At 32.6% G+C, this 24,848-nt stretch carries 21 protein-coding genes and 4 rRNA genes (1 of these 25 running past the window's edge); 9 read left to right on the top strand and 16 right to left on the bottom strand.

What is annotated here, in order from left to right:
- The 16 genes from G3997_RS10605 to dnaA form a co-directional block, all read right to left on the bottom strand.
- Nucleotides 1–87: ribosomal RNA gene (locus G3997_RS10605) — 23S ribosomal RNA — on the bottom strand; it reaches 2,403 nt to the left of the window's first position.
- A 747-nt stretch (nt 88–834) separates the two neighbouring features.
- Nucleotides 835–1,029: a glycogen/starch/alpha-glucan phosphorylase gene (locus tag G3997_RS10600; protein ID WP_330616314.1), complete on the bottom strand. Its 195-nt coding sequence runs from the start codon at nt 1,027–1,029 to the stop codon at nt 835–837.
- 68 nt (nt 1,030–1,097) lie between these two features.
- Nucleotides 1,098–1,214: ribosomal RNA gene (gene rrf / locus G3997_RS10595) — 5S ribosomal RNA — on the bottom strand.
- 129 nt (nt 1,215–1,343) lie between these two features.
- Nucleotides 1,344–4,244: ribosomal RNA gene (locus G3997_RS10590) — 23S ribosomal RNA — on the bottom strand.
- A 283-nt stretch (nt 4,245–4,527) separates the two neighbouring features.
- Nucleotides 4,528–6,030: ribosomal RNA gene (locus G3997_RS10585) — 16S ribosomal RNA — on the bottom strand.
- Together the 16S, 23S and 5S rRNA genes form the textbook arrangement of a ribosomal RNA operon.
- Before the next feature lie 197 nt (nt 6,031–6,227).
- Nucleotides 6,228–7,004: a SigB/SigF/SigG family RNA polymerase sigma factor gene (locus G3997_RS10580; RefSeq protein ID WP_296645760.1), complete on the bottom strand. Its 777-nt coding sequence runs from the start codon at nt 7,002–7,004 to the stop codon at nt 6,228–6,230.
- Complete coding sequence (locus G3997_RS10575) at nt 7,004–7,411, bottom strand: ATP-binding protein (RefSeq protein ID WP_296645756.1); 408 nt, start codon at nt 7,409–7,411, stop codon at nt 7,004–7,006. Before G3997_RS10575 ends, G3997_RS10580 begins: the two co-directional genes overlap by 1 nt.
- A gap of 3 nt (nt 7,412–7,414) precedes the next feature.
- On the bottom strand, nt 7,415–7,732 hold the full coding sequence (locus G3997_RS10570) for an STAS domain-containing protein (protein ID WP_296645753.1): 318 nt from the start codon (nt 7,730–7,732) through the stop codon (nt 7,415–7,417).
- An 18-nt stretch (nt 7,733–7,750) separates the two neighbouring features.
- Entirely contained in the window at nt 7,751–8,011 is a 261-nt protein-coding gene (locus G3997_RS10565; protein ID WP_296645749.1) for a DUF948 domain-containing protein, read from the bottom strand.
- On the bottom strand, nt 8,011–8,298 hold the full coding sequence (locus G3997_RS10560) for a YtxH domain-containing protein (protein WP_296645747.1): 288 nt from the start codon (nt 8,296–8,298) through the stop codon (nt 8,011–8,013). Before G3997_RS10560 ends, G3997_RS10565 begins: the two co-directional genes overlap by 1 nt.
- A gap of 77 nt (nt 8,299–8,375) precedes the next feature.
- On the bottom strand, nt 8,376–10,805 hold the full coding sequence (gene gyrA, locus G3997_RS10555) for a DNA gyrase subunit A (RefSeq protein WP_296645745.1): 2,430 nt from the start codon (nt 10,803–10,805) through the stop codon (nt 8,376–8,378).
- 17 nt (nt 10,806–10,822) lie between these two features.
- On the bottom strand, nt 10,823–12,724 hold the full coding sequence (gene gyrB, locus G3997_RS10550; RefSeq protein WP_296645740.1) for a DNA topoisomerase (ATP-hydrolyzing) subunit B: 1,902 nt from the start codon (nt 12,722–12,724) through the stop codon (nt 10,823–10,825).
- Nucleotides 12,725–13,840: a DNA replication/repair protein RecF gene (gene recF / locus G3997_RS10545; protein WP_296645737.1), complete on the bottom strand. Its 1,116-nt coding sequence runs from the start codon at nt 13,838–13,840 to the stop codon at nt 12,725–12,727. It abuts the gene before it with no gap.
- A 15-nt stretch (nt 13,841–13,855) separates the two neighbouring features.
- A complete protein-coding gene (gene yaaA / locus G3997_RS10540; protein WP_296645735.1) occupies nt 13,856–14,062 on the bottom strand; it encodes a S4 domain-containing protein YaaA in 207 nt (68 codons plus the stop codon).
- Nucleotides 14,063–14,179: 117 nt separating this feature from the next.
- A complete protein-coding gene (gene dnaN / locus G3997_RS10535) occupies nt 14,180–15,286 on the bottom strand; it encodes a DNA polymerase III subunit beta (RefSeq protein WP_296645733.1) in 1,107 nt (368 codons plus the stop codon).
- Nucleotides 15,287–15,527: 241 nt separating this feature from the next.
- Nucleotides 15,528–16,850 carry a chromosomal replication initiator protein DnaA gene (dnaA, locus tag G3997_RS10530; protein ID WP_296645731.1) on the bottom strand — a complete coding sequence of 441 codons (1,323 nt, stop codon included), beginning with the start codon at nt 16,848–16,850 and terminating at the stop codon, nt 15,528–15,530.
- Between the two features lie 673 nt (nt 16,851–17,523).
- On the opposite strand from dnaA, the gene rpmH reads away from it, so the two are divergent.
- From rpmH to noc, 9 genes are all read left to right on the top strand, one after another.
- A complete protein-coding gene (gene rpmH / locus G3997_RS10525; RefSeq protein ID WP_007285206.1) occupies nt 17,524–17,658 on the top strand; it encodes a 50S ribosomal protein L34 in 135 nt (44 codons plus the stop codon).
- A gap of 75 nt (nt 17,659–17,733) precedes the next feature.
- Nucleotides 17,734–18,075, top strand: coding sequence for a ribonuclease P protein component (gene rnpA / locus G3997_RS10520; RefSeq protein ID WP_296645727.1), 342 nt, complete (start codon nt 17,734–17,736; stop codon nt 18,073–18,075).
- Nucleotides 18,076–18,125: 50 nt separating this feature from the next.
- Nucleotides 18,126–18,359, top strand: a complete 234-nt coding sequence (yidD, locus tag G3997_RS10515) for a membrane protein insertion efficiency factor YidD (RefSeq protein ID WP_296649521.1) — start codon at nt 18,126–18,128, stop codon at nt 18,357–18,359.
- Nucleotides 18,360–18,389: 30 nt separating this feature from the next.
- On the top strand, nt 18,390–19,088 hold the full coding sequence (locus G3997_RS10510) for a YidC/Oxa1 family membrane protein insertase (protein WP_296645726.1): 699 nt from the start codon (nt 18,390–18,392) through the stop codon (nt 19,086–19,088).
- A complete protein-coding gene (gene jag / locus G3997_RS10505) occupies nt 19,063–19,692 on the top strand; it encodes an RNA-binding cell elongation regulator Jag/EloR (protein WP_296645724.1) in 630 nt (209 codons plus the stop codon). The genes G3997_RS10510 and jag overlap by 26 nt, the downstream gene beginning before the upstream one ends.
- Before the next feature lie 119 nt (nt 19,693–19,811).
- Nucleotides 19,812–21,191, top strand: coding sequence for a tRNA uridine-5-carboxymethylaminomethyl(34) synthesis GTPase MnmE (gene mnmE / locus G3997_RS10500; protein WP_296645722.1), 1,380 nt, complete (start codon nt 19,812–19,814; stop codon nt 21,189–21,191).
- A gap of 59 nt (nt 21,192–21,250) precedes the next feature.
- The gene (gene mnmG / locus G3997_RS10495) at nt 21,251–23,149 is read left to right on the top strand and encodes a tRNA uridine-5-carboxymethylaminomethyl(34) synthesis enzyme MnmG (RefSeq protein ID WP_296645720.1); all 1,899 of its coding nucleotides are present in this window, start codon (nt 21,251–21,253) and stop codon (nt 23,147–23,149) included.
- On the top strand, nt 23,139–23,858 hold the full coding sequence (rsmG, locus tag G3997_RS10490; RefSeq protein ID WP_296645718.1) for a 16S rRNA (guanine(527)-N(7))-methyltransferase RsmG: 720 nt from the start codon (nt 23,139–23,141) through the stop codon (nt 23,856–23,858). The genes mnmG and rsmG overlap by 11 nt, the downstream gene beginning before the upstream one ends.
- Nucleotides 23,859–24,030: 172 nt before the next feature.
- Nucleotides 24,031–24,816 (top strand): nucleoid occlusion protein, encoded by a 786-nt coding sequence (noc, locus tag G3997_RS10485; RefSeq protein WP_296645716.1) that lies wholly within the window; start codon nt 24,031–24,033, stop codon nt 24,814–24,816.
- The last annotated feature ends 32 nt before the right edge of the window (nt 24,817–24,848 follow it).

Below are 24,848 nucleotides of genomic sequence, written 5' to 3'. Positions count from 1 at the left end.
AATATTTGCTAAGTGAGTTTGCCATCTCCAGTCTTCTCCTGGTGTTAAAGATGTTGAAGCAAACACTCCATCTATTCCTAATTGATCTTTTTTAGATTGCATATCTTCTGCAACTTCTTTTAATTTTGCATAGTTATTTATTTCATCCATTGATTTAGCTTTTGCACCATCTAACGCAAAATATTTATCCATTATAGCTTGGTTATATATTATACCGTATCCTTCTTCAACATATGGTATTCCATATACTCCATTTTCATTTTTTACAGCCATATCTTGATTTAATAAATCTTTGTAAAGTTGTGTCTCTGTTAAATCTGCACAGTATTCTTTCCATGCTTCATATCCAACTGGACCGTTTATTTGGAATAATGTTGGTGCATCTTTTTTAGCTATTTCTGATTTTAATGTTTGTTCATAAGTACCACTTGCAGCTGTTACTACTTTTACTGGAACCCCTGTTTCCTTTTCATAATCCTCAGCTATCTTTTTCCATTGTTCTTCTGATTCTGGCTTAAAGTTTAAGTAATAAACAGATCCTTTACCATCATCATTTGCTGCACTCTCATCAGAAGATGATGAACAACCTGTTAATGCAGCAGTTGTTAAAACTGCTGATAAAGCAATAGTTACAAACTTTTTCAATTTAACCACTATAAATACCCCCTTATTTTATCTTGAATTATATTGAAAATTTCATTGGCAACGTTACCGAAACCACTCTGATAACATTTTCCCTGTCCACTTAAATACTAGCACCTTGTCTTTTGAAAATCAACAAATTATTTAAATATCTATTTCTATTTATAATTTTAATATCTAACTACTATATACTTATTTAATATTTATCTTCCAGATATCTTCATTATATTGGACTATAGTTCTATCTGAAGAAAAATATCCTATTTTCCCTATGTTAATAAATATTTTTTTAGCCCAACTTTTTCTATTCTCATATTCTTCAAATACTTCTTCTTTCTTAGTACAATATTCCTCAAAATCTAACAATATCATAAACCAATCTTTTATTAATGTTTCTTTGTAAAAAATAAAAAAGACATAGATAAAATCTATGTCTTAAGAAATAAAAAAAGATTACGTGGCTACGTCTTACTCTCCCAGGCGGTCGCCCACCAAGTACCATCAGCGCTAAAGAGCTTAACTTCTGTGTTCGGTATGGGAACAGGTGTATCCTCTTTGCTATAATAACCACATTATATGTTTGCCCTTTTCTCAAGGACAAGTATAATATTAACATTTTCGATTAATAATGTCAATACTTTTTATAAAGTTTTTTCAAAGTTAATACTCTGAAAACTATATCCCATTGCTCAAATCATTTATTGGTCAAGTCCTCGACCTATTAGTATCGATAAGCTAAATACATTACTGCACTTACACCTTCGACCTATCAACCAGGTAGTCTTCCTGGGGTCTTACCCTTACGGTGGGAAATCTTATCTTGAAGTTGGCTTCGCGCTTAGATGCTTTCAGCGCTTATCCATTCCGTACATAGCTACCCAGCCATGCCCTTGGCAGAACAACTGGTACACCAGAGGTACGTCCATCCCGGTCCTCTCGTACTAAGGACAGGTCTTCTCAAATTTCCTACGCCTGCGACGGATAGGGACCGAACTGTCTCACGACGTTCTGAACCCAGCTCGCGTACCACTTTAATGGGCGAACAGCCCAACCCTTGGGACCTACTACAGCCCCAGGATGTGATGAGCCGACATCGAGGTGCCAAACCTCCCCGTCGATGTGGACTCTTGGGGGAGATAAGCCTGTTATCCCCAGGGTAGCTTTTATCCGTTGAGCGATGGCCCTTCCATGCGGTACCACCGGATCACTAAGTCCGACTTTCGTCCTTGCTCGACCTGTATGTCTTGCAATCAAGCTTCCTTTTGCCTTTACACTCTTCGCACGATTTCCGACCGTGCTGAGGAAACCTTTGAGCGCCTCCGTTACTTTTTAGGAGGCGACCGCCCCAGTCAAACTGCCCACCTGACGGTGTTCCAAGACCTGATTCAAGGCCTATGGTTAGGATCCCAGTACTACAAGGGTGGTATCCCAAGGATGACTCCACACAGACTGGCGTCCATGCTTCATAGTCTCCCACCTATCCTGTACATGTAGTACCAAGACCCAACGTCAAGCTACAGTAAAGCTCCATGGGGTCTTTCCGTCCTGTCGCAGGTACCCGGCATCTTCACCGGAATTACAATTTCACCGAGTCTATTGTTGAGACAGTGCCCAAATCGTTACGCCTTTCGTGCGGGTCGGAACTTACCCGACAAGGAATTTCGCTACCTTAGGACCGTTATAGTTACGGCCGCCGTTTACTGGGGCTTAAGTTCACTGCTTCGGATAAATCCTAACAGATCCCCTTAACCTTCCAGCACCGGGCAGGCGTCAGCTCCTATACATCGTCTTGCGACTTAGCAGAAACCTGTGTTTTTGGTAAACAGTCGCTTGGGCCTATTCTCTGCGGCCTGTCATAGACAGGCACCCCTTCTCCCTAAGTTACGGGGTCATTTTGCCGAGTTCCTTAACAATAGTTCTCTCGCTGGCCTTAGGATACTCTCCTCACCCACCTGTGTCGGTTTACGGTACGGGCGCCTTTAAACTCGATAGAAGCTTTTCTTGACAGTGTGAAATCAGCTACTTCGCCCCGAAGGGCTTACCCATCGTATCCTAGCATTATCTAGACGGATTTGCCTATCTAGACTGCCTCAATACTTAGCCACACAATAACCAACAGTGTGGTTAGCTTATCCTACTGTGTCACTCCATCTCTCAAACGCTTATTGGCGGTACAGGAATATCAACCTGTTGTCCATCACCTACGCCTTTCGGCCTCGGCTTAGGTCCCGACTAACCCAGGGCGGACGAACCTTCCCCTGGAAACCTTGGGTTTACGGCCCGTGGGATTCTCACCCACGTCTCGCTACTCATGCCAACATTCTCACTCGTATACTGTCCACATGTCCTTACGGTCATGCTTCAGCCTGCATACGAAGCTCCCCTACCCATCATAAATGATGCCGTAGCTTCGGTAGTACGTTTTAGCCCCGGAAATTTTCGGCGCAGGATCACTCGACCAGTGAGCTATTACGCACTCTTTAAATGAGTGGCTGCTTCTAAGCCAACATCCTGGTTGTCTGTGCAATCCCACATCCTTTACCACTTAACGTACATTTAGGGACCTTAGCTGACGATCTGGGCTGTTGCCCTTTTGACTATGAATCTTATCACCCACAGTCTGACTCCCAAGTATAAGAATACGGCATTCGGAGTTTGATAGTCTTCGGTAAGTGCAATACCCCCTAGGACATTCAGTGCTCTACCTCCGCTTCTCTCAACCTTGAGGCTAGCCCTAAAGCTATTTCGGGGAGAACCAGCTATCTCCGGGCTCGATTGGAATTTCACCGCTATCCACAAGTCATCCCCGAGCTTTTCAACGCTCGTGGGTTCGGTCCTCCACGAAATTTTACTTTCGCTTCAACCTGCTCATGGATAGGTCGCCCGGTTTCGGGTCTACGACATGCAACTTAATCGCCCATTTAAGACTCGCTTTCGCTACGGCTCCACACCTTAAGTGCTTAACCTTGCTACTTAACGTAACTCGTTGGCCCGTTCTACAAAAAGTACGCGGTCACACAAGTAATGTGCTCCCACAGCTTGTAAGTACAGGGTTTCAGGTTCTATTTCACTCCCCTCCCGGGGTTCTTTTCACCTTTCCCTCACGGTACTATGCGCTATCGGTCACTAGGTAGTATTTAGGCTTGGAGGATGGTCCCTCCTGCTTCCCACAGGGTTTCACGTGTCCCGTGGTACTCTGGATCATACTAGTATTTTTCTCATTTTGACTACGTGGCTATTACACTTTATAGCGGAGCTTTCCAACTCTCTTCATCTACGATATCTTTCCATGTCGTATGTCCGCAACCCCAACGAAGTAAACTTCATTGGTTTGGCCTGTTCCGCGTTCGCTCGCCGCTACTTACGGAATCGAATTTCTTTCTCTTCCTCCGGGTACTTAGATGTTTCAGTTCCCCGGGTTCCCCTCGCTAAGCTATGTATTCACTTAACGATACTTAGACATTACTCTAAGTGAGTTTCCTCATTCGGAAATCTTCGGATCAAAGTTTACGTGCAACTCCCCGAAGCTTATCGCAGCTTATCACGTCCTTCATCGGCTCCTAGTGCCAAGGCATCCGCCCTGCACCCTTAATAACTTGACCAGTTATTAAAAGAATTGTAATTTTTAAGACTTTTCTTGTCATATATGTTTAAAATGATGTCATATCACTAAATGTTATGCAGTTTTCAAAGTACTAATTGAGGAATGAACCCTCAAAATTAAACAGTAGGCAATTCTCCTTAGAAAGGAGGTGATCCAGCCGCACCTTCCANATTTTATTTTAACAACCAATTATATTTTATAATATATGTCGAAGTTTGTCAATAGAGTTTTTAATTTTTATTAAGAACCCTCAAAATTAAACAGTAGGTAATTCTCCTTAGAAAGGAGGTGATCCAGCCGCACCTTCCGATACGGCTACCTTGTTACGACTTCACCCCAGTTATTGGTTTCACCTTCGACGGCCGCTTCCAAAAGGTTAGCTAACCGGCTTCGGGCGCCCCCAACTCCCATGGTGTGACGGGCGGTGTGTACAAGACCCGGGAACGCATTCACCGCAGCATTCTGATCTGCGATTACTAGTAACTCCAGCTTCATGTAGGCGAGTTTCAGCCTACAATCCGAACTGAGAATGGCTTTAAGGGATTAGCTCCGCCTCACGACTTGGCTGCCCTCTGTACCACCCATTGTAGCACGTGTGTAGCCCTAAGCATAAGGGGCATGATGATTTGACGTCATCCCCACCTTCCTCCAGGTTATCCCTGGCAGTCCCTCTAGAGTGCCCAACTTAATGCTGGCAACTAAAGGCAAGGGTTGCGCTCGTTGCGGGACTTAACCCAACATCTCACGACACGAGCTGACGACAACCATGCACCACCTGTCACTTCTGTCCCCGAAGGGAAATCTCCGATTAGGGAGAGGTCAAAAGGATGTCAAGCTTAGGTAAGGTTCTTCGCGTTGCTTCGAATTAAACCACATGCTCCGCTACTTGTGCGGGTCCCCGTCAATTCCTTTGAGTTTCACTCTTGCGAGCGTACTTCCCAGGCGGAGTACTTAATGCGTTAGCTGCGCCACCGAAGGGGGTAACCTCCGACAGCTAGTACTCATCGTTTACGGCGTGGACTACCAGGGTATCTAATCCTGTTTGCTCCCCACGCTTTCGTGCCTCAGTGTCAGTTACAGTCCAGAGAGCCGCCTTCGCAACTGGTGTTCCTCCTAATATCTACGCATTTCACCGCTACACTAGGAATTCCACTCTTCTCTCCTGCACTCAAGTTCCCCAGTTTCAAAGGCTTACTACGGTTGAGCCGTAGCCTTTCACCTCTGACTTAAGAAACCACCTACGCACCCTTTACGCCCAGTAATTCCGGATAACGCTAGCCCCCTACGTATTACCGCGGCTGCTGGCACGTAGTTAGCCGGGGCTTCCTCCTCAAGTACCGTCATTATCTTCCTTGAGGACAGAGCTTTACGACCCGAAGGCCTTCATCGCTCACGCGGCGTTGCTGCATCAGGCTTTCGCCCATTGTGCAATATTCCCCACTGCTGCCTCCCGTAGGAGTTTGGACCGTGTCTCAGTTCCAATGTGGCCGATCACCCTCTCAGGTCGGCTACTGATCGTCGCCTTGGTGAGCCGTTACCTCACCAACTAGCTAATCAGACGCGGGTCCATCCTGTACCGCAAAAGCTTTGATACTTCTACCATGCGATAAAAGCATATTATCTCGTATTAGCATACCTTTCGGTATGTTATCCGTGTGTACAGGGCAGGTTACCCACGCGTTACTCACCCGTCCGCCGCTCTCTTCCGAAGAAGATCGCTCGACTTGCATGTGTTAGGCACGCCGCCAGCGTTCATCCTGAGCCAGGATCAAACTCTCAAATAAAAGTTGTTTACCTGCTCAGACTAATCATTATCTGAATATCTGGCTTGGTTTGTTAGTTGTAATTCTATAAATTAACCTACTGTTTAATTTTCAAAGTTCTTATTTTGTTTGTCCCGTTTTCTTAAGGACAAGTAATAATATACTATAGATTAAACAGTAGGTCAATACTTTTTTAAATATTTTTTTATATTTTTTTTCTATAAATTTTTTTCATACTCTTTTCTCAGTTTTTCAACGATTTTCTTCTCTAATCTAGATACCGTCATTTGAGATATTTCTAATTCTTTTGCGATTACAGATTGAGTTTTATCTAAGAAGAATCTATCTTTAAATATTTTTACTTCTAGCTCATTTAAAGTTTCCATAAACTTATTTATAAAGTCTTTTTGCTCTATATTATTAAAGCTACTTTCTTCTGAACCGATTTTATCTATAAGTGTAATATCTTTATCTTCTGAATCATCATTACTAGATGAATCTAGTGATATAGGTTGATATCCATAAGATGCTTCCATAGCTTCTAAAACTTCTTCCTCAGTACACCCTATATAATTAGCTATATCTTTTACCTTAGGATGAGTTTTATTTTCTTGTTCAAGTGCTAATTTAGCTTCACTTATCTTTTTACTTAACTCTTGAACCCTTCTTGGAACTCTTAGAGACCATACTTTATCTCTAAAATATTTCTTTATTTCACCTATTATTGTCGGTGTTGCAAAACTTGAAAACTCATATCCCTTTTCTATATCATATCTATCTATTGCATATATTAACGCCAATGATCCTACTTGATATAAATCTTCATATTCAACACCTTTATTAATATACTTTTTTGCTAATAAATTTACTAAATATAAATGTCTTTCAATAAGAATATTTCTAATATCTTTATTATCTTTGTCTTTACTATATATCCTAAATAACTCTTTTGTATCGATATCTAGGTAATTTGTAGCATTAGCTACATTCTTCATTAAATATCAACTCCTAAATACTTAGTCATTTTTATTATTGTTCCTTGGTTGTCTTTTGATTCTATCTCTACTTCATCCATTAGTGTTTGAATTATAAATAACCCTAATCCATTTTCTTTTGGTTGTGTTAAGTCTGGTGTAGCTATTGAATCTATATCATATCCTTTACCCTTATCTTTTATTTCTATATTTAATCCATTTTCTAATATAGTGTATGTTATACTTACTGTTTTATCATCACTATGCTTTATAGCATTAGTACTTGCTTCTGATACAGCTACTTTCATATCCTCTATATCATCCATTGAAAATCCTATTTTATTAGCTATTCCTGAAGTAGTTAATCTTATTATACTTACAAAATCAGGATTAGCACTTATCTCCATTTTTATAGTTTCACAAGCCAAAGTCTATCCCTCCATTTTAAATATTTTATCTAGACCTGTTATAGTAAAAATCTTCTTTACGTTACTCTTTGGATTTAGTATATATATTTCTTTATTATCTGTTTTTAATTTCTTTAAAACACCTATCATAACCCCTAATCCTGTAGAATCTATATAATCTAAGTTATCAATGTTTATTTTCATATCTACTATTTTTTCATCTGCTAAACTATGTAAATGGGATTTTAATTTTTCTGCTGTTGATACATCTAATTCACCTTGAACTGATATATCCCAAAATCCTTTTTCGCTATTTAATTTAGAATCTATATTTATTGACATCTTAGTTCCTCCTTATAGTTATCTTCTTTTTACAAATCTAAATACTTTCATTATATTTGTAACTTTACTTAGTATACTAACAATTTCCTCTGTAGAAGTTGTTATTGATGCAACATTTTCTATAGTCTCGTGTATATGCCTTTCATTATAATCTATAACCTTATATGCTTTTTCTACAACTTTATTTGTAGTATTTAGTAATTTTCCTATGTATATGCCTATAATTAAAGCTGAAACTCCTATTAAACAAGCTCCTATCTGCCATCCCAAAGTATTCATTAATTACTTTCTCCCTCATTGTTAAATGTTCTACTTATTACTATTTCATCCTCAGATATATGTATATTATCATCTTCTACTAATTTATCATCTATAAAATCATTTATTTTTCCTTTTACATCTTCAAATGTTCCTTGTAAAACTTCTTTTGGATTTTCTTTAATTTCATCTATTTTGTTTTTTGCATCTTTTCTAAGTTCTGACCCTTTTTTAGGTGCTAAAAATAATCCTGCTATAAATCCTATAAATGCACCTAATAGTAAAAAGCTTCCTTTTCTTTTACTCATAGTATATTCTCCTCTTAATTATTTAAATTTATGTATATTATGTATATGAAGTTAAGCAAAAAGAATAGGATATAATCCTATTCTTCTTCCATCTTTATTTTTGAAATAGAAACTACATTGACTTCTTCGTCAGTTTTCATTAACTTAACTCCACTAGTTACTCTTCCGAATAATGAAATTTCATTAACTCTTAGTCTTATAAGAACTCCGTCAGAATTTATTATCATTATTTCATCGTCCTCATTTACCATCTCTGCTCCAACAAGTTTACCTGTTTTCTCAGCTATGTTATAAGTTTTTATTCCTTTTCCTGCTCTTATCTGAGTTCTATATTCATTTATGTCAGTTCTTTTACCAAATCCATTTTCACTAACTACTAATACATCTGTACCTTCTTCACATAAGCTCATAGATACAACTTCATCACCTTCAGATAATGTTATACCTTTTACACCCATAGCTGATCTTCCCATAGGTCTTATGTCATTTTCATCAAATCTTATAGACATACCATCTTTAGTTACTAAAAGAACATCTTTATTTCCGTCAGTTACTCTAACTCCTATAAGTTCATCATCTTCTCTTAAACCTATAGCTATTAGTCCTGCTTTATTTATATTTTTAAATTCTTCACGACTAGTTTTCTTAACTATACCATTCTTTGTAGCTAATAATAAGTATTTATTATTATCATCATGTTCATCTATAGCTAGTAATGTCGCTATCTTTTCATTAGGACCTAATTGAAGTAAGTTTACAATAGCAGTTCCTTTTGCTTGTCTCTTTCCTTCTGGTATCTCATATGCATTTAATCTGAAACATCTTCCCTTATTTGTGAAGAATAATAATCTGCTGTGAGTAGTTGTACTTACTAGGTGTTTTACGAAGTCTTCTTCTCTTGTAGTAAGAGCAGATATCCCTCTACCACCTCTTTTTTGACTTTTATAAGTATCTGCTGGAAGTCTCTTTATATATCCGAAATGAGTAAGAGTTATAGCTATTTCTTCATCTTCTATAAGGTCTCTCATATCTATTTCGCCTTCAGCATGTCTTATTTCAGTTCTTCTTTCATCAGCATAGTTTTCTTTTATTATAAGCATTTCTTCTTTTATTACATTAAGAAGTAATCTTTCATTAGCTAATATTTCTTTTAATCTATTTATTCTCTTTATTAATTCTTCATATTCAGCTTCTATCTTATCTCTTTCTAATCCAGTAAGCCTTTGAAGTCTCATGTCTAATATAGCTTGAGCTTGAATATCAGATAATCCAAACTTCTCCATTAAGCCTGTTTTAGCTTCTTGAGTTGTTTTAGATGCTCTTATTAAGCTTATAACTGCATCTATATTATCTAAAGCTATTCTTAGACCTTCTAATATGTGAGCTCTAGCTTCAGCTTTATTTAATTCAAACTTAGTACGTCTAGTTACTACATCTTTTTGATGTTGTACATAGTGATATAGTATTTGCTTAAGATTTAATACTTTAGGTTGACCATTTACTAATGCAAGCATTATTACACTAAATGTATCTTCCATTTGAGAATGTTTATATAAGTTATTTAACACTATGTTAGCATTAACATCTCTCTTAAGCTCTATAACTATTCTCATTCCATTTCTGTTACTTTCATCTCTAAGGTCAGATATTCCTTCTATCTTCTTATCTTTAACTAACTCAGCTATTCTTTCAACTAATTTAGCTTTGTTAACTTGGTAAGGTATTTCAGTTACTACTATTTGTTGCTTTCCTTTTGGTAATTCTTCTATTACAGCTCTAGCTCTAACTTTAACCTTTCCTCTACCAGTTTTATATGCTTCAGCGATACTTTCTTTTCCCATTATTATTGCTGAAGTTGGGAAGTCTGGTCCTTTTACAAATTGCATTAAATCTTCAACTGAGCATTCTTCATTATCTATTAAATGAACAGTTGCATCTATTACTTCTCCTAAGTTATGAGGTGGTATAGATGTAGCCATCCCAACTGCTATACCATTAGATCCATTAACTAATAAGTTAGGATATCTTGAAGGAAGTACTGCTGGTTCCTTTAAAGATTCATCGAAGTTTGGTATAAAATCAACAGTTTCTTTGTCTATATCTCTTAATAATTCAAGAGATAATTTAGTCATCTTTGCTTCTGTATAACGCATTGCGGCTGGTGAGTCACCATCAACTGAACCAAAGTTACCATGACCATCAACTAAAAGTCCTCTAGTTGCGAAATCTTGAGCCATTCTAACCATTGCAAGGTAAACTGCTGAATCACCATGTGGATGGTACTTCCCTAGAACGTCCCCAACTATACGTGCAGACTTTCTATATGGTTTATCTGGTGTTAAATTTAATTCACTCATTGAATATAATATTCTTCTATGAACTGGCTTTAGTCCATCTCTTACATCAGGAAGTGCTCTACCAACTATAACACTCATTGAATAGTCTATATAAGACTTCTTCATTTCCTCTGCTATCTCAATAGGGAGTATTCTTTTATTTTCTTCCATTGATACTCATCCCCTTTCTATATATCTAAGTTTCTAACGTATGTTGCATTTTCTTCTATGAATTCTCTTCTTGGAGCAACTTTGTCACCCATAAGCATTGAGAATACTTCATCTGCAATTGCTGCATCTTCTATAGATACTTGTAATAAAGTTCTTGTTTCAGGATTCATTGTAGTATCCCATAATTGTTCAGCGTTCATCTCTCCAAGCCCTTTGTATCTTTGAAGCTCTACACCTTGTCTTCCGATTTCTTCTAATAATTTATTTAATTGTTCATCAGAGTAAACATAATATTCTTTCTTTTGCTTCTTAACCTTGTATAGAGGTGGTTGTGCTATATACACTAATCCATTTTCTATTAATGGTCTCATATATCTGAAGAAGAATGTTAATAATAGTGTTCTAATGTGAGCACCATCGACATCGGCATCGGTCATTATAACTATTTTATGATATCTTGCTTTTTCTAAGTCAAAGTCATTACCAACTCCACAACCAAATGCAGTTATCATATTTTTTATTTCATCTGATGATAGTATTTTATCTAATCTAGATTTTTCAACGTTTAATATCTTACCTCTTAGTGGAAGTATCGCTTGTGTATGTCTATCTCTACCTTGTTTTGCAGAACCACCGGCAGAATCCCCTTCGACTAAGAATATCTCACTCTTAGATGGATCTTTTTCAGCACAGTCAGCTAATTTCCCAGGTAATGAAGTACTTTCTAATACACTTTTTCTTCTAGTTAATTCTCTTGCTCTTTTAGCAGCTTCTCTTGCTCTTTGAGCTCTAAGCCCTTTATCTACTATTATTCTAGCTGTAGTAGGATTTTCCTCTAAGAAAGCACCTAACTCTTCTACTGTTACGCTATCTACAATACCTCTCATAACAGTATTTCCTAGTTTAGTCTTTGTTTGACCTTCAAATTGTGGCTCAGGAAGCTTAACTGATACAACAGTTGTAAGACCTTCTCTTATATCCTCACCTAATAAGTTTGGTTCACTTTCTTTTAAAAGTTTATTTCTCTTAGCATATTCATTTATTGTCTTTGTAAGAGCTGACTTAAATCCTGCTAAGTGAGTACCACCTTCATGAGTGTTTATATTATTTGCGAAAGAATATATGTTCTCTGAATAACCATCAGTATACTGCATAGCTAACTCAACAACATAGTCATCTACTTTTTTATCTATATAAACTATATCTTCATGAATTCCAGTTCTAGACTTATTTAAGAATTTTACATATTCTATTAGCCCTCCAGTGTAATGGAACTCTTTTTTCTTTTCATTTTCTCCTCTTTTATCTTCAAATACTATCTTTATACCTTTATTTAAGAAAGATAATTCTCTAAGTCTATGCTCTAAAGTCTCATATTTGAATTCTATTTCATCAAATATTGTAGCATCTGGCATAAAGCTTATTGTAGTACCTGTATCTTCACATTTACCTACTATTTCAAGGTCAGTTGTAGGAGAACCTAATCTATATGATTGTCTATATACATTTCCATTTCTACGCACTTCTGCTACTACCCACTCAGATAATGCATTAACTACAGAAACCCCAACTCCGTGAAGTCCACCAGATACCTTGTATCCTCCTCCACCGAACTTACCTCCTGCATGAAGTACTGTTAAAACTGTTTCTAATGTAGATTTTCCTGTTTTAGGATGTATCTCTACAGGTATACCTCTACCATTATCCCTTACTGTTATACTTCCATCTTTGTTTATAGAAACATATATTTCTGAGCAATATCCTTGTAATGCTTCATCTATACTGTTATCTACTACTTCATAAACTAAGTGGTGTAAACCTCTAGGACCTGTTGAACCGATATACATACCTGGTCTTTTTCTAACGGCCTCTAATCCTTCTAAGACTTGTATCTGACTTGCACCGTATTCTTGTTTCATCTAGTTACCTCCATTCTCTATATTAATAACTTGTCCTTTTTCAATTCTGAAAATGGTTGTATTACTTTTATTAAATATATTTATATGTGAAACTTCAGCTGTAGTTATAAACATTTGAACTACACTCAAGTTATCTATCAATAGTTTTTGTCTAGTTTCATCTAATTCACTAAATACATCATCTAAAATTAAAATAGGATATTCTCCAACTTCATTTCTTATAAGTTCAATTTCAGATAATTTTAATGAAATAGATGCTGTTCTTTGTTGCCCCTGTGAACCATAAAGTCTAACATCAAGTCCATTGACATATATATTTAAATCATCTTTGTGTAAACCATATCTAGTTGTTCTTACATCAATATCATGCTTTCTACTAGATGTAAGTTTATCTAAAAATTTGTTGTATACACTATCAGTAGTATCATCATCACATATATCAATCTGACTTTTATATGTAATTGACAATTCTTCAATTGAATTTGTTAATTTTGAATGCATATTTTTAGATATATCTGCTATTTTTTTTATAAAATCTCTTCTTAAAATATACAGATAACTACCATATCTAGCTAAACTTTCATCATAGACATCAAGTAAAGCATTATCTATATGATTAGTTTTTAATAACTGATTTCTTTGAAATAATATTTTATTATAATTTGTAAGATAATTATAATATTTGGGCATAATTTGACTAATCTCTTTATCAATAAAAGATCTTCTTTCCTTTGGACCTTCTTTAACTAGCCTAAGGTCTTCAGGTGAGAATATAACGACATTTAAATTCCCAAGTAATTCATGAATTTTTTGTATATGAATTTTATTAACTTTTATACCCTTTTTATTTTTTCCAATAGCTATTTCTATTAAACCATCTGTATGCTCTTTTGAGTAGCTTCCTCCAACATAAAGATTTTCAGTATCAAACTTTATTATTTCTTTATCTCTATTAGTTCTAAATGATTTTCCAAAAGATAGCATATATATAGATTCTACTATATTAGTCTTCCCTTGGCCATTTTTTCCTAAAAGAAGATTAACTTTTTTATTAAATTCTAAATATAAATTATTATAGTTTCTAAAATTAACTAATTGTAAGCTATTTAGTCGCATAAAAGGTTCTCCTTTTTACACTACTTTTATTTTCTGTCCTTCAACTTCTACAACATCTTGAGGTCTTAGTTTTCTACCTCTTCTCATTTCAACTTCTCCATTAACCTTAACTAAACCTTCTAATATTAAAAATTTAGCATGTCCTCCTGTAGATACAGCATCTGCTAATTTAAGAAATTGATCTAGTTTTATATATTCTGAATCTATATTTATTTCAATCATCGATGAGATCCTCCTATTTTTATAAAAATTATTTAAATAATTGCTACGTTAAATATATATTATATCACAAAATTAGCTATAAAAACCCAACTTTATTAGTTGGGTTTTCTGATTAGACTATATATTAGATGATATTCTTACTGGTAATAATAAATAAGTATATTTAACTTCATCAGCTGGTCTTATTATACAAGGATTTATATTTGTAGTGAACTCTATGAAAATTTCTTCACTATCTATATTCTTTAATCCTTCTAAGAAATATCTAGAGTTAAATGCTATATCTAAGTATTCACCACTTAATTCTAAATTAACTTCTTCATAGACATTTCCTTTATCAGTATTTGAAGTTATGGCCATAACATTATCTCTTATTGATAACTTTATTAAGTTATTTTTTTCTGATTGAGATAATAATGATGCTCTTTCTATACTATTTAAAAGTTCTTTAGTATTTAATTTTACCTTTGAATTATACTCTCTAGGTAATAATTTTTTGTAATCTATAAAATCACCTTCAAGAAGTCTAGTGATTATTTTAGTGTCATTTATTATAAATATTGCATTCTTTTCATCAAATCCAACTTTTACATCTTCTTCAGAAGATAATAAGCTGTTTACATCATTTAATGTTTTTCCAGGTATTATAACCTTCGCATTATTTACTATATTATCGATTTTACAACTTCTAACTGCTAATCTATATCCATCTATAGCAACTAGGCTTATCTCTCCATCTACTATTTCTAAAAGTTCTCCCATTAATACAGGTTTAGTTTGATCTTGAGATATAGCAAATACTGTTTGCTTTATCATATTTTTTAGTAAGTCTTGAGGAATGTTATATAAATCTTCTTCATTAACTTCAGGAAGTCTTGGATATTCTTTTGCCGAATCTCCTTTTATTTTAAATCTTGAATTTAAACAATTTATATATACATTATTTTCAGCATCTGATTCTATTTCAACAAATGAATCTGGTAATTTTCTTATAATATCCCCAAAAAGTCTAGCGTTTACTACTATTTCTCCCTCTTCTATAACTTCAGCTTGTGTATAAGTTTCTATTCCGATTTCTAAATCATATCCAGTTAGTTTTAATTGTCCGTCTTTAGCTGATAATAAAATTCCTTTTAATAATTCTAAGGTAGTCTTTCCATTAATAGCTTTTTGTGAAATTCCAATTTTATTAGCTAAAAGTTTTTGGTTACAAATTATCTTCAATGTGGATAACCTCCTTGTCGCATTTATATAAAAAAATAAATAAAAATATTAGTAGTAATAGTAGTAAGTGTTGTTGATAATGTTAATAAGTATCTATGTCTAAATAAATTCAAAGATATCAACATGTGTATAAAATGTTAATATCTTTGTTATTTTTAGTATAATATTGTGTTAATAAAATTTAGACAAAAAAACTATAAACATTACATTAACACTATATCCACAGGCAAATGTTTATAAATTATCCTTTTAAATCTGAAACTATTTTGTCTATTTTAGATTTAATTTCTTCATTTACTTGTATATCTTTAATTATCTTATCGTGGGCATGAATAACAGTTGTATGATCTCTTCCTCCAAATTCTTCTCCTATCTTAGGAAGTGATAAATCTGTAAGTTCTCTAGATAAATACATTGCTATTTGTCTTGGATAAGCTATCGATCTTGTTCTTTTTTTAGAATTGAAGTCTTCCATTTTTATGTTAAATACAGAAGCTACCTTTTCTTTTATTCTATTTACAGTAATTTCTTCGTTTTTGGTAGTAGTTATTATATCTTTTAATGCTTCTACAGCAAGATCAAAAGATATAGTTCTATTAGTAAGAGATGAATATGCTATTACTCTTGTTAAAGCACCTTCTAATTCTCTTATATTAGATTTTATATTTTTAGCGATATAAGTAGTTACTTCATTTGATACTTCTATATTTTCCATTTGAGCCTTTTTTCTAAGTATAGCTATTCTAGTTTCAAAATCTGGAGCTTGAATATCAGTTATAAGCCCCATTTCAAATCTAGATCTTAATCTATCTTCTAATGTTGGAATCTCTTTTGGAGGTCTATCACTAGAAATAATTATTTGCTTATTAGCCTCATGTAATGAGTTAAAAGTATGGAAAAACTCTTCTTGAGTTCTTTCTTTTCCAGCAATAAACTGGATATCATCTATAAGTAATATATCGACATTTCTATATTTATTTCTAAATTCTTCGTTTCTATCATCTTTTATAGAGTTTATAAGCTCATTTGTAAATTTTTCAGATGAAACATAAACTACCTTAGCATCCTTTTTTTGAGTTATTATATGATGACCGATCGCATGCATTAAATGTGTTTTTCCTAATCCAACTCCTCCATATAGGAATAATGGATTATAAGCTCTAGCAGGAGATTCTGCAACAGCAACACATGCAGCGTGTGCAAATCTATTACTATTACCGATTACGAAAGTATCAAAAGTATATTTAGGATTTAAATTAGGATAATTTTTTTGAGGTAAATTAGAACTCTTCGATTCTTCTTCTAATCCCTCTACGTATTTTTCATCTAAAACAAACTTAACTTTATATTTCTTTAAAGAAAGTTGATTTACTGAATTTTCTATTAGATTTAAATATCTATCTTCTAAAATACCTTTAGTAAAATCATTAGGAACTAAAAGTATTAATTCATTCATATGTATTTTTAAAGGTATTATTTGCTTAAAAAAAGCATTAAAACTAGGTGGAGATAACTCACCTTTTATTAATTGTAGTGTTTTGTCCCATAAAGAAACTATATCCATAGTATGAACCTCCGCATAGAATAATTGACATTTTCCACAAAGTTATTAACAAAAATTAATAAAATCTATATAAATTTAAAAAAATAAGAATATTTATGGATAGTTATGTGGATAAAAAATAATAATAGTAATTATTCTGGTAAAGCAAAAAGTTATAAACAATATGTATATAAAGTTATAAATAGTAAAAACATATAAATAAACCACTTTATAACTAAATTATTGTCAGTTAACTAATAAGTTATACACATTTATATCCACAGTTTGTGTATAACGTTAATAAGTGAATAAAATTTATTAACATTATGCACAGGTATAACTATAATATCAGAATAAACGTCAAACTTCAAGAATTTACAACGAATTTATCCACAATATTCACTACTTGTTGATAAATATATGTATTAATATTATATTGTTAAAAAATAAAAGGTTTATACTATACAAAATAAACGAAAAAAAYATGTTGATAATAGTTAATATGTTGATAATAGTTATATTAAACTTATAAAAATACAATACTAGATTAATAGTAAATTAGTTATTCATCTGTTCCAAAAACTCGTTGACAACAAATATAAAAGCATTTATAATTGTATGTGTTATGTTTACTTTGAGGGTAAAGTTATTATTTTTATAAACGGAAAACAAATCTGAAAGGCGGTGTAATACGATGAAAAGAACTTATCAGCCAAAGAAAAGACAAAGAAAGAAAGAGCATGGTTTCAGAAAGAGAATGAAAACTTCTAACGGAAGAAACGTGTTAAAGAGAAGAAGAGCTAAAGGAAGAAATAGATTAACTCATTAATAATTAAAAAGGCCGCTATTAAGTGGCCTTTTTGTGTAGAAAATATAATTAAAAGCTGTGTTTATGGAGGTTAATATGGACTTCAAAAGAACCCAAGGTTTAAAAAAGGACTCTGATTTTAGAAAAGTATACAAACACGGCAAATCTTTTGCAAATAGAAACTTAGTAATGTATATGCTAGATAATAAATCAGACTCTACTAGAGTAGGGATTTCAGTTTCTAAAAAAGTAGGAAATGCTATTAATAGAAATAAAGTAAGAAGAAGAATAAAAGAATCATATAGATTAAATATTGATGCAAACGTTAAATATGGATATGATATTGTATTTATAGCTAGAGTAGCGATAAAAGAAGCTGATTATAAGGATATAGAAAAATCTATGAATCACCTTGTAAAAAAAGCAGGATTAATATAAGTTGTATATTTTTTTGCTTGGAGGTCTTTAATTTGAAAAAAAATTACTCTATATTAAAGGAAATTAATAGGTATGTATCGAAATTACTTATCTACTTAGTGAGATTCTACCAAAGATTTATATCTCCTTTAAAAGGACCAACTTGTAGATTTTATCCTACGTGTTCTCACTATTCAATTGAAGCAATAAAAAAATATGGAGCGTTAAAAGGGATATATTTAACCATAAGACGATTATTAAAGTGTCATCCTTTTCATCCAGGAGGATATGATCCACTTAAATAAAAACAACACATACTTTGGGAGGTATAGAAAGTGAATATTATAAGTAATGCTTTAGGACATGTCCTAAGAATAATATTTGAACTTGTTCAAAATTATGGACTTTCAATAATATTATTTACTGTATTAGTGAAAGTACTATTACTACCACTTACAATTAAGCAAACAAAATCTACAAAGGCAATGCAAGATATACAGCCTAAGATACAAGAAATACAAACAAAATATAAAGATAAACCTGAAAAACAACAACAAGAAATAATGAAGATATATACAGAAGCTAAAATAAATCCATTAGCAGGATGTTTACCTTTATTAATACAAATGCCAATATTAATTGCATTATTCTCTGTATTAAGAGAACCTGTTACATATGGAGTTTTCGCTGATCAAGCACAATTTGCAAGTGCAGCGAAAGGCTTTTTATGGATAAAAGATTTAACTACGCCAGATTATATATTAGCTATATTATCAGGAGCAACTACATTCTTAATGCAAACATTAATGATGCCTAAAGATCAACAACAAGGTTCTATGAAGATAATGACTTATGTTATGTCAGGTATGATGTTATTCTGGGGATTCTCTTTCCCAGCAGGTCTTACATTATATTGGACAATAGGTAACGTGTTTGCAATAGCACAACATTACTTAATTATGAATCCTTTAAAAGCTAAACTGGCTGTTTCTAAGGAGGAAGTAATAAATGAAAAGCCTAGAAATAAGAAGTAAAACTAAAGATGAGGCTATAAGTAAAGCACTTACTCAACTAAATGTTGAATTAGAAGACTTACAAGTTGAAGTATTAGAAAATCCATCTAAAGGTTTCTTAGGATTTTTAGGTGCTAAAGATGGTCTTTATAAATTTACTGTTATAGAAAAAGAAACAGAGTTAGATATAGCTAAAGCCTTTGTTGAAAATATACTAAAAAATTCTAATATAAAAGCTGATTTAAATGTAACTCAACAGGGTAATGTTATAAATGTTGATATAAAAGGTGAAGAAGCAGCAGTTTTAATTGGTAGAAGAGGAGAAACTTTAGATTCTATACAATTATTAACAGGACTTGCTCTTAACAAAATAAATAAAAACTCTAGCATGAGAGTTGTTGTTGATATTGAAAACTACAGATCTAAAAGAGAAGAATCTTTAGTTAGATATGCTCAAAAAGTAGCTAGAGAAGTAATAAAAACAAAGAAAACTAAAAAGCTAGAGTATATGAATCCCTATGAAAGAAGAATAATACATTCTACTTTACAAAATAATAAGTCTGTAAGTACTTATAGTGAAGGAACGGATCCATATAGAAGATTAGTAGTAGAATATATAAAATAAAATTAACCTCCTAGATAATAGGGGGTTTTAATTTTGCAATTTATTTTATATAATGTTAAGATTAAGGAAACAATTAAAAGTAACGAAAAGGTAAAATTTATAATTAAGAGGTGAATGATTTGTTTATAGATGATACTATAGCAGCAATTGCTACAGCACCTGGAGAAGGTGGAATAGGAATAATCAGAATTAGTGGAGAAAAATCACTACAAGTAGCCCAATCAATATTTAAATCTAAATCAGGCAAAATGATAAAAGATTATAATGCAAGAACGTTAATATATGGAACAATCGTTGATGGTGAAAAAGTAATAGATGAAGTATTATTAGCTTATATGAAAGGCCCAAATTCATATACTGCTGAAGATGTAATAGAAATAAATTGCCACGGTGGATTTATTTCAGTAAAGAAAATATTAGAACTTATATTATCTAAAGATGTAAGATTAGCTGAGGCTGGAGAGTTTACAAAAAGAGCATTCTTAAATGGTAGAATAGACTTATCTCAAGCTGAAGCTATAATAGATGTTATAAAATCAAAAACGGATATGGCTCATGAAGTAGCTCAAAATCAATTAGAGGGAAGTTTAGCTAAAAAAATTAAAGAATTAAGAATGAATGTTACGGAAGTTTTAGCTCACTTAACAGTTTCTATAGATTTTTCAGAAGAAGATGTAGAGGAAATAACATATCAAACTTTAGAAGAAAAATCATATAAACTTAGAGAGGAAATTAAAAAGCTTTATGATACAGCAGAAAGTGGTAAAATTCTTAGAGATGGCTTAAAAACTGTAATAGTAGGTAAGCCTAATGTAGGAAAATCATCTTTATTAAACTCTATATTAGGAGAGAATAGAGCAATAGTAACGGATATAGCGGGTACTACAAGAGATGTTATAGAAGAATTTGTTAATATAAAGGGTATACCTCTAAAGATAGTAGATACTGCAGGTATAAGAGAAACTGATGATATAGTTGAAAAAATAGGCGTAGAGAAATCTAGGGAATCTTTCAGCACTGCTGATTTAGTTATAATGGTATTAGATGCATCTAGAAAATTAGCTGAAGAAGATATAGAAATATTAGAAAGCTTAAAAAATAAGAAAACTATAGTACTTTTAAATAAAATAGATTTAAAACCTGAAATAGAAATAGAAAAAATAAAAGAGTATGTTAACGCTGATGATATAATAGAAATATCGGCTTTAAAACATCAAGGTATAGAAGAATTACAAGATAAAATAGAAGCAATGGTTTATCAAGGTAGCGTAAAGAATTCTTCTAATTTAATGATAACAAACTCTAGACATAAAGATGCATTATTCAAAGCATATGAAGCTATAAATGATGCAATCGGTGCAATAGAGCAAAGAATGCCATATGATTTTATAGAAGTTGACTTTAAAAATATATGGGATTATTTAGGATATATAAACGGAGATACAGTAAGAGAAGATTTATTAGATACAATATTCGCAAACTTCTGTATAGGTAAATAATTATATAAAGTATGTAATGTTTTGCGTGAAACATTACTTTAAATAGGAAGGAGATCTACATGAAACAGTTTTATGCAGGTAAGTATGACGTAATAGTAGTTGGAGCAGGACATGCTGGTTGTGAAGCTGCTCTTGCTACAGCAAGAATGGGTCATAAGACATTAGTAGTAACTATGTCATTAGACTCTATAGCTTTAATGCCTTGTAACCCATCAATAGGTGGAACAGGAAAAGGACAATTAGTAAAAGAAATAGATGCTCTAGGTGGGCAAATGGGTATAAATGCAGATAAAACACTTATACAAAGTAGAATGTTAAATACTGCTAAAGGTCCAGCAGTTCACTCATTAAGAGGTCAAGCGGACAAGTATCAATATCACACAGAAATGAAAAAAACTTTAGAAGATAATCCTAATATAGATATAGTTATGGATGAAGTAGTTGATATATTACATGAAGATCAAGTTGTTACAGGAGTAGTAACTAAATTAGGATGTAGATATGAAGCAAAGGCAGTTATATTAGCTACTGGAGTTTATTTAAATTCTAAAATATTTATAGGGGAATTGACTATAAATGAAGGTCCTAATGCACTAGCATATTCTAAACATCTTACAGATAAGTTAGTTGATTTAGGATTAAACATGAGAAGATTCAAAACAGGAACACCTGCTAGAATTCATAAAGATAGTATAGATTTTTCGGAAATGTCTATACAAGAGGGAGATGAAAAGATAACTCCATTCTCATTTTTAACAGATAATATAGGAATAAAACAAGAACCTTGTTATTTAACAAGAACAAACTTAAAAACACATGAAATAATAATGGGTAACTTAGAAAGAACAGCTATGTACAGTGGACAAGCAGACAGTACAGGAGCAAGATATTGCCCATCAATAGAAGATAAAGTTGTTAGATTTAATGATAAAGAATCACATCAAATATTTATAGAGCCAGAAGGTTTAAATACAAAGGAAATGTACATTCAAGGGATATCTACAAGTTTACCTTATGAAGTTCAACTTGAAATGTATAAGAGTGTAAAAGGTCTTGAAAATGCTAAAATAATGAGACCTGCTTATGCTATAGAATACGATTGTATAGATCCAACTCAATTAAAAATAAGTCTTGAAATAAAAGGAGTAGAAAACTTATTCAGTGCTGGTCAGTTCAATGGAACATCTGGTTATGAAGAAGCAGCAGCTCAAGGACTTATAGCTGGTATAAATGCAGCTCACAAAATAGAAGGAAAAGAGCCATTTGTACTTGATAGATCAGAAGCTTATATAGGTGTTTTAATAGATGATTTAGTTACAAAGGGAACTAATGAGCCTTATAGAATGATGACTTCAAGATCTGAATATAGACTATATCTAAGACAAGATAATGCAGATATGAGACTTACTCAAAGAGGATATGATATAGGTCTAGTTACAGAAGAGAGATATCAAAGATATCTTGAGAAGAAAGCTGAAGTAGAAAAAGAATTAGAAAGATTAAAAACTGAAAGAGTTACTCCTAAAGAAGTAAATCATTTATTAACTGAAATGGGAGCATCGGAAATAAAAGTAGGTTTATCTTTATATGAATTCTTAAAGCGTCCAGAGGTAACTTATGAGCTAATAGAAGCAATAGGTAAAGGTGCTGGAGATAATGTTTCGGATGAAGTTAAAGAACAATGTGTGATAATGACTAAATATGAAGGTTATATAGATAAACAATTAAAGCAAATAGACCAATTTAAAAAGCTTGAAAATAAAAGATTACCAGAAGTAATTGATTATTTATCAATAGATGGTCTTAGAATAGAAGCAAGACAAAAGCTTGATGCTATAAGACCTATATCTATAGGACAAGCATCTCGTATCTCTGGGGTTTCTCCTGCAGATATATCAGTACTTCTTATATATTTAGAACAAATGAGAAGAACTAGAGGAGGAAAAGATGAGCAATAGAGATATATTAAAAAATGGTCTTGAAAACTTAGGTATAACAGTAGATGACAAAATGTTAAATGATTTTAATATTTACAGGGAAATATTAGTCGATTGGAATCAAAAAATGAATCTTACTGGAATAGAAGATGAAAAAGAAGTGTTTATAAAGCACTTCTTAGATTCTGTTTCAGCAGTAACTAATGGATATATAAAAGATGGATTATCTATAATAGATGTAGGCACAGGGGCAGGATTCCCTGGTTTACCTTTAAGAATATGCTTAAGAAATACAAAGGTAACATTACTAGATTCATTAAATAAAAGAATAAACTTTTTACAAGAAGTTAGTAATCAAGTAGGAATTGATAATATAGAATTTATACATGGTAGAGCTGAAGATTTTGGTAAATCAGAAGACTACAGAGAAAAATATGATATAGCTACAGCAAGAGCTGTTGCTGGATTACCTATTTTAATGGAGTTTTGTGTTCCATTTGTTAAAGTAGGTGGTTATTTTGTATGCTTAAAGGGGCCAAATGCAAATTTAGAGTTAGAAGAATCAAAAGTAGCAATGGATGTTTTAGGTGTAGAATTTATAGAAAAAATAAATATCGAATTACCTGAATCAGATTTAAATCACAATATATTAGTATTCAAAAAAGTAAAAAATACGCCAGAAAAGTATCCAAGAAAAGCTGGAAAACCAGCGAAAAGTCCTATAAAGTAAATATTTTGTTTTAAAAATATATAAAATTATGTTAAAAATAAAATAAAATAGAAGGATTATATAAGTATTGTGAAGAAATGTTATTTATATATCTAATGTAGTATAAAAATGAAGTATTAATTTGCAAAGAATTAAATTAAAATATATTTATTTTTTATGAGAGAGGTATGTTATGGAAGAGAAAATAGTTATGGAGATACCAATAGAGAATATAGTTCCGAATCCATATCAACCAAGGAAGGTATTTTCACAAGCAGCACTAGAAGAGCTAAGCAATTCTATAAAGGTTTATGGAATACTTCAACCAATAACAGTTAGACAAAAAGATGATAATTATGAATTAATTGCGGGGGAAAGAAGATTTAGGGCAGCAAAATTAGCAAATCTTCAAGCTGTTCCAGCTATTATAAATAACATGTCTGATGAATCATCTGCAGTACTAGCTTTACTAGAAAACTTACAAAGAGAAGATTTAAATTTTATAGAAGAAGCAATGGGTTATGAAAACCTAATAAAAGAACATGAATTTACGCAACAACAGTTGGCTGAAAAGTTAGGTAAAAATCAATCAACTATAGCAAATAAGTTAAGAATACTTAGATTACCGAGTAATGTAAAGATAAAATTAGTTGAAAATAGCCTAACAGAAAGACATGCAAGAGCACTTCTTAAATTACCTACAGAAGAATTGATTAATGAGGTCCTTGATAAGATAATAAAAAATGAGTTAACTGTAAAGAAAACAGAAAAAATGATAAAGGATATTCTAGAAGAGATGGAAAATCCTCAAGATTCTGATAAAAAACAACATATAAGGGGTACTATGGGCATAAGGATATACTTAAACACAATGAAGCAAGCCTTTGATGCAATAATTGGTACAGGAATTGAAGCTAAGTATAATGAAGTCGATAAAGGCGATTATATGGAAATTGTGGTAAAAATTCCTAAAAAATAAAAAGGTTACTGCATTGCAGTAATCTTTTTTTA

The organism is Romboutsia sp. 13368 (assembly GCF_018336475.1).
Classification (GTDB): domain Bacteria; phylum Bacillota; class Clostridia; order Peptostreptococcales; family Peptostreptococcaceae; genus Romboutsia.
Note: the sequence above shows the minus strand (reverse complement) of the source record. Positions and strands in the feature narration are given on the sequence as shown.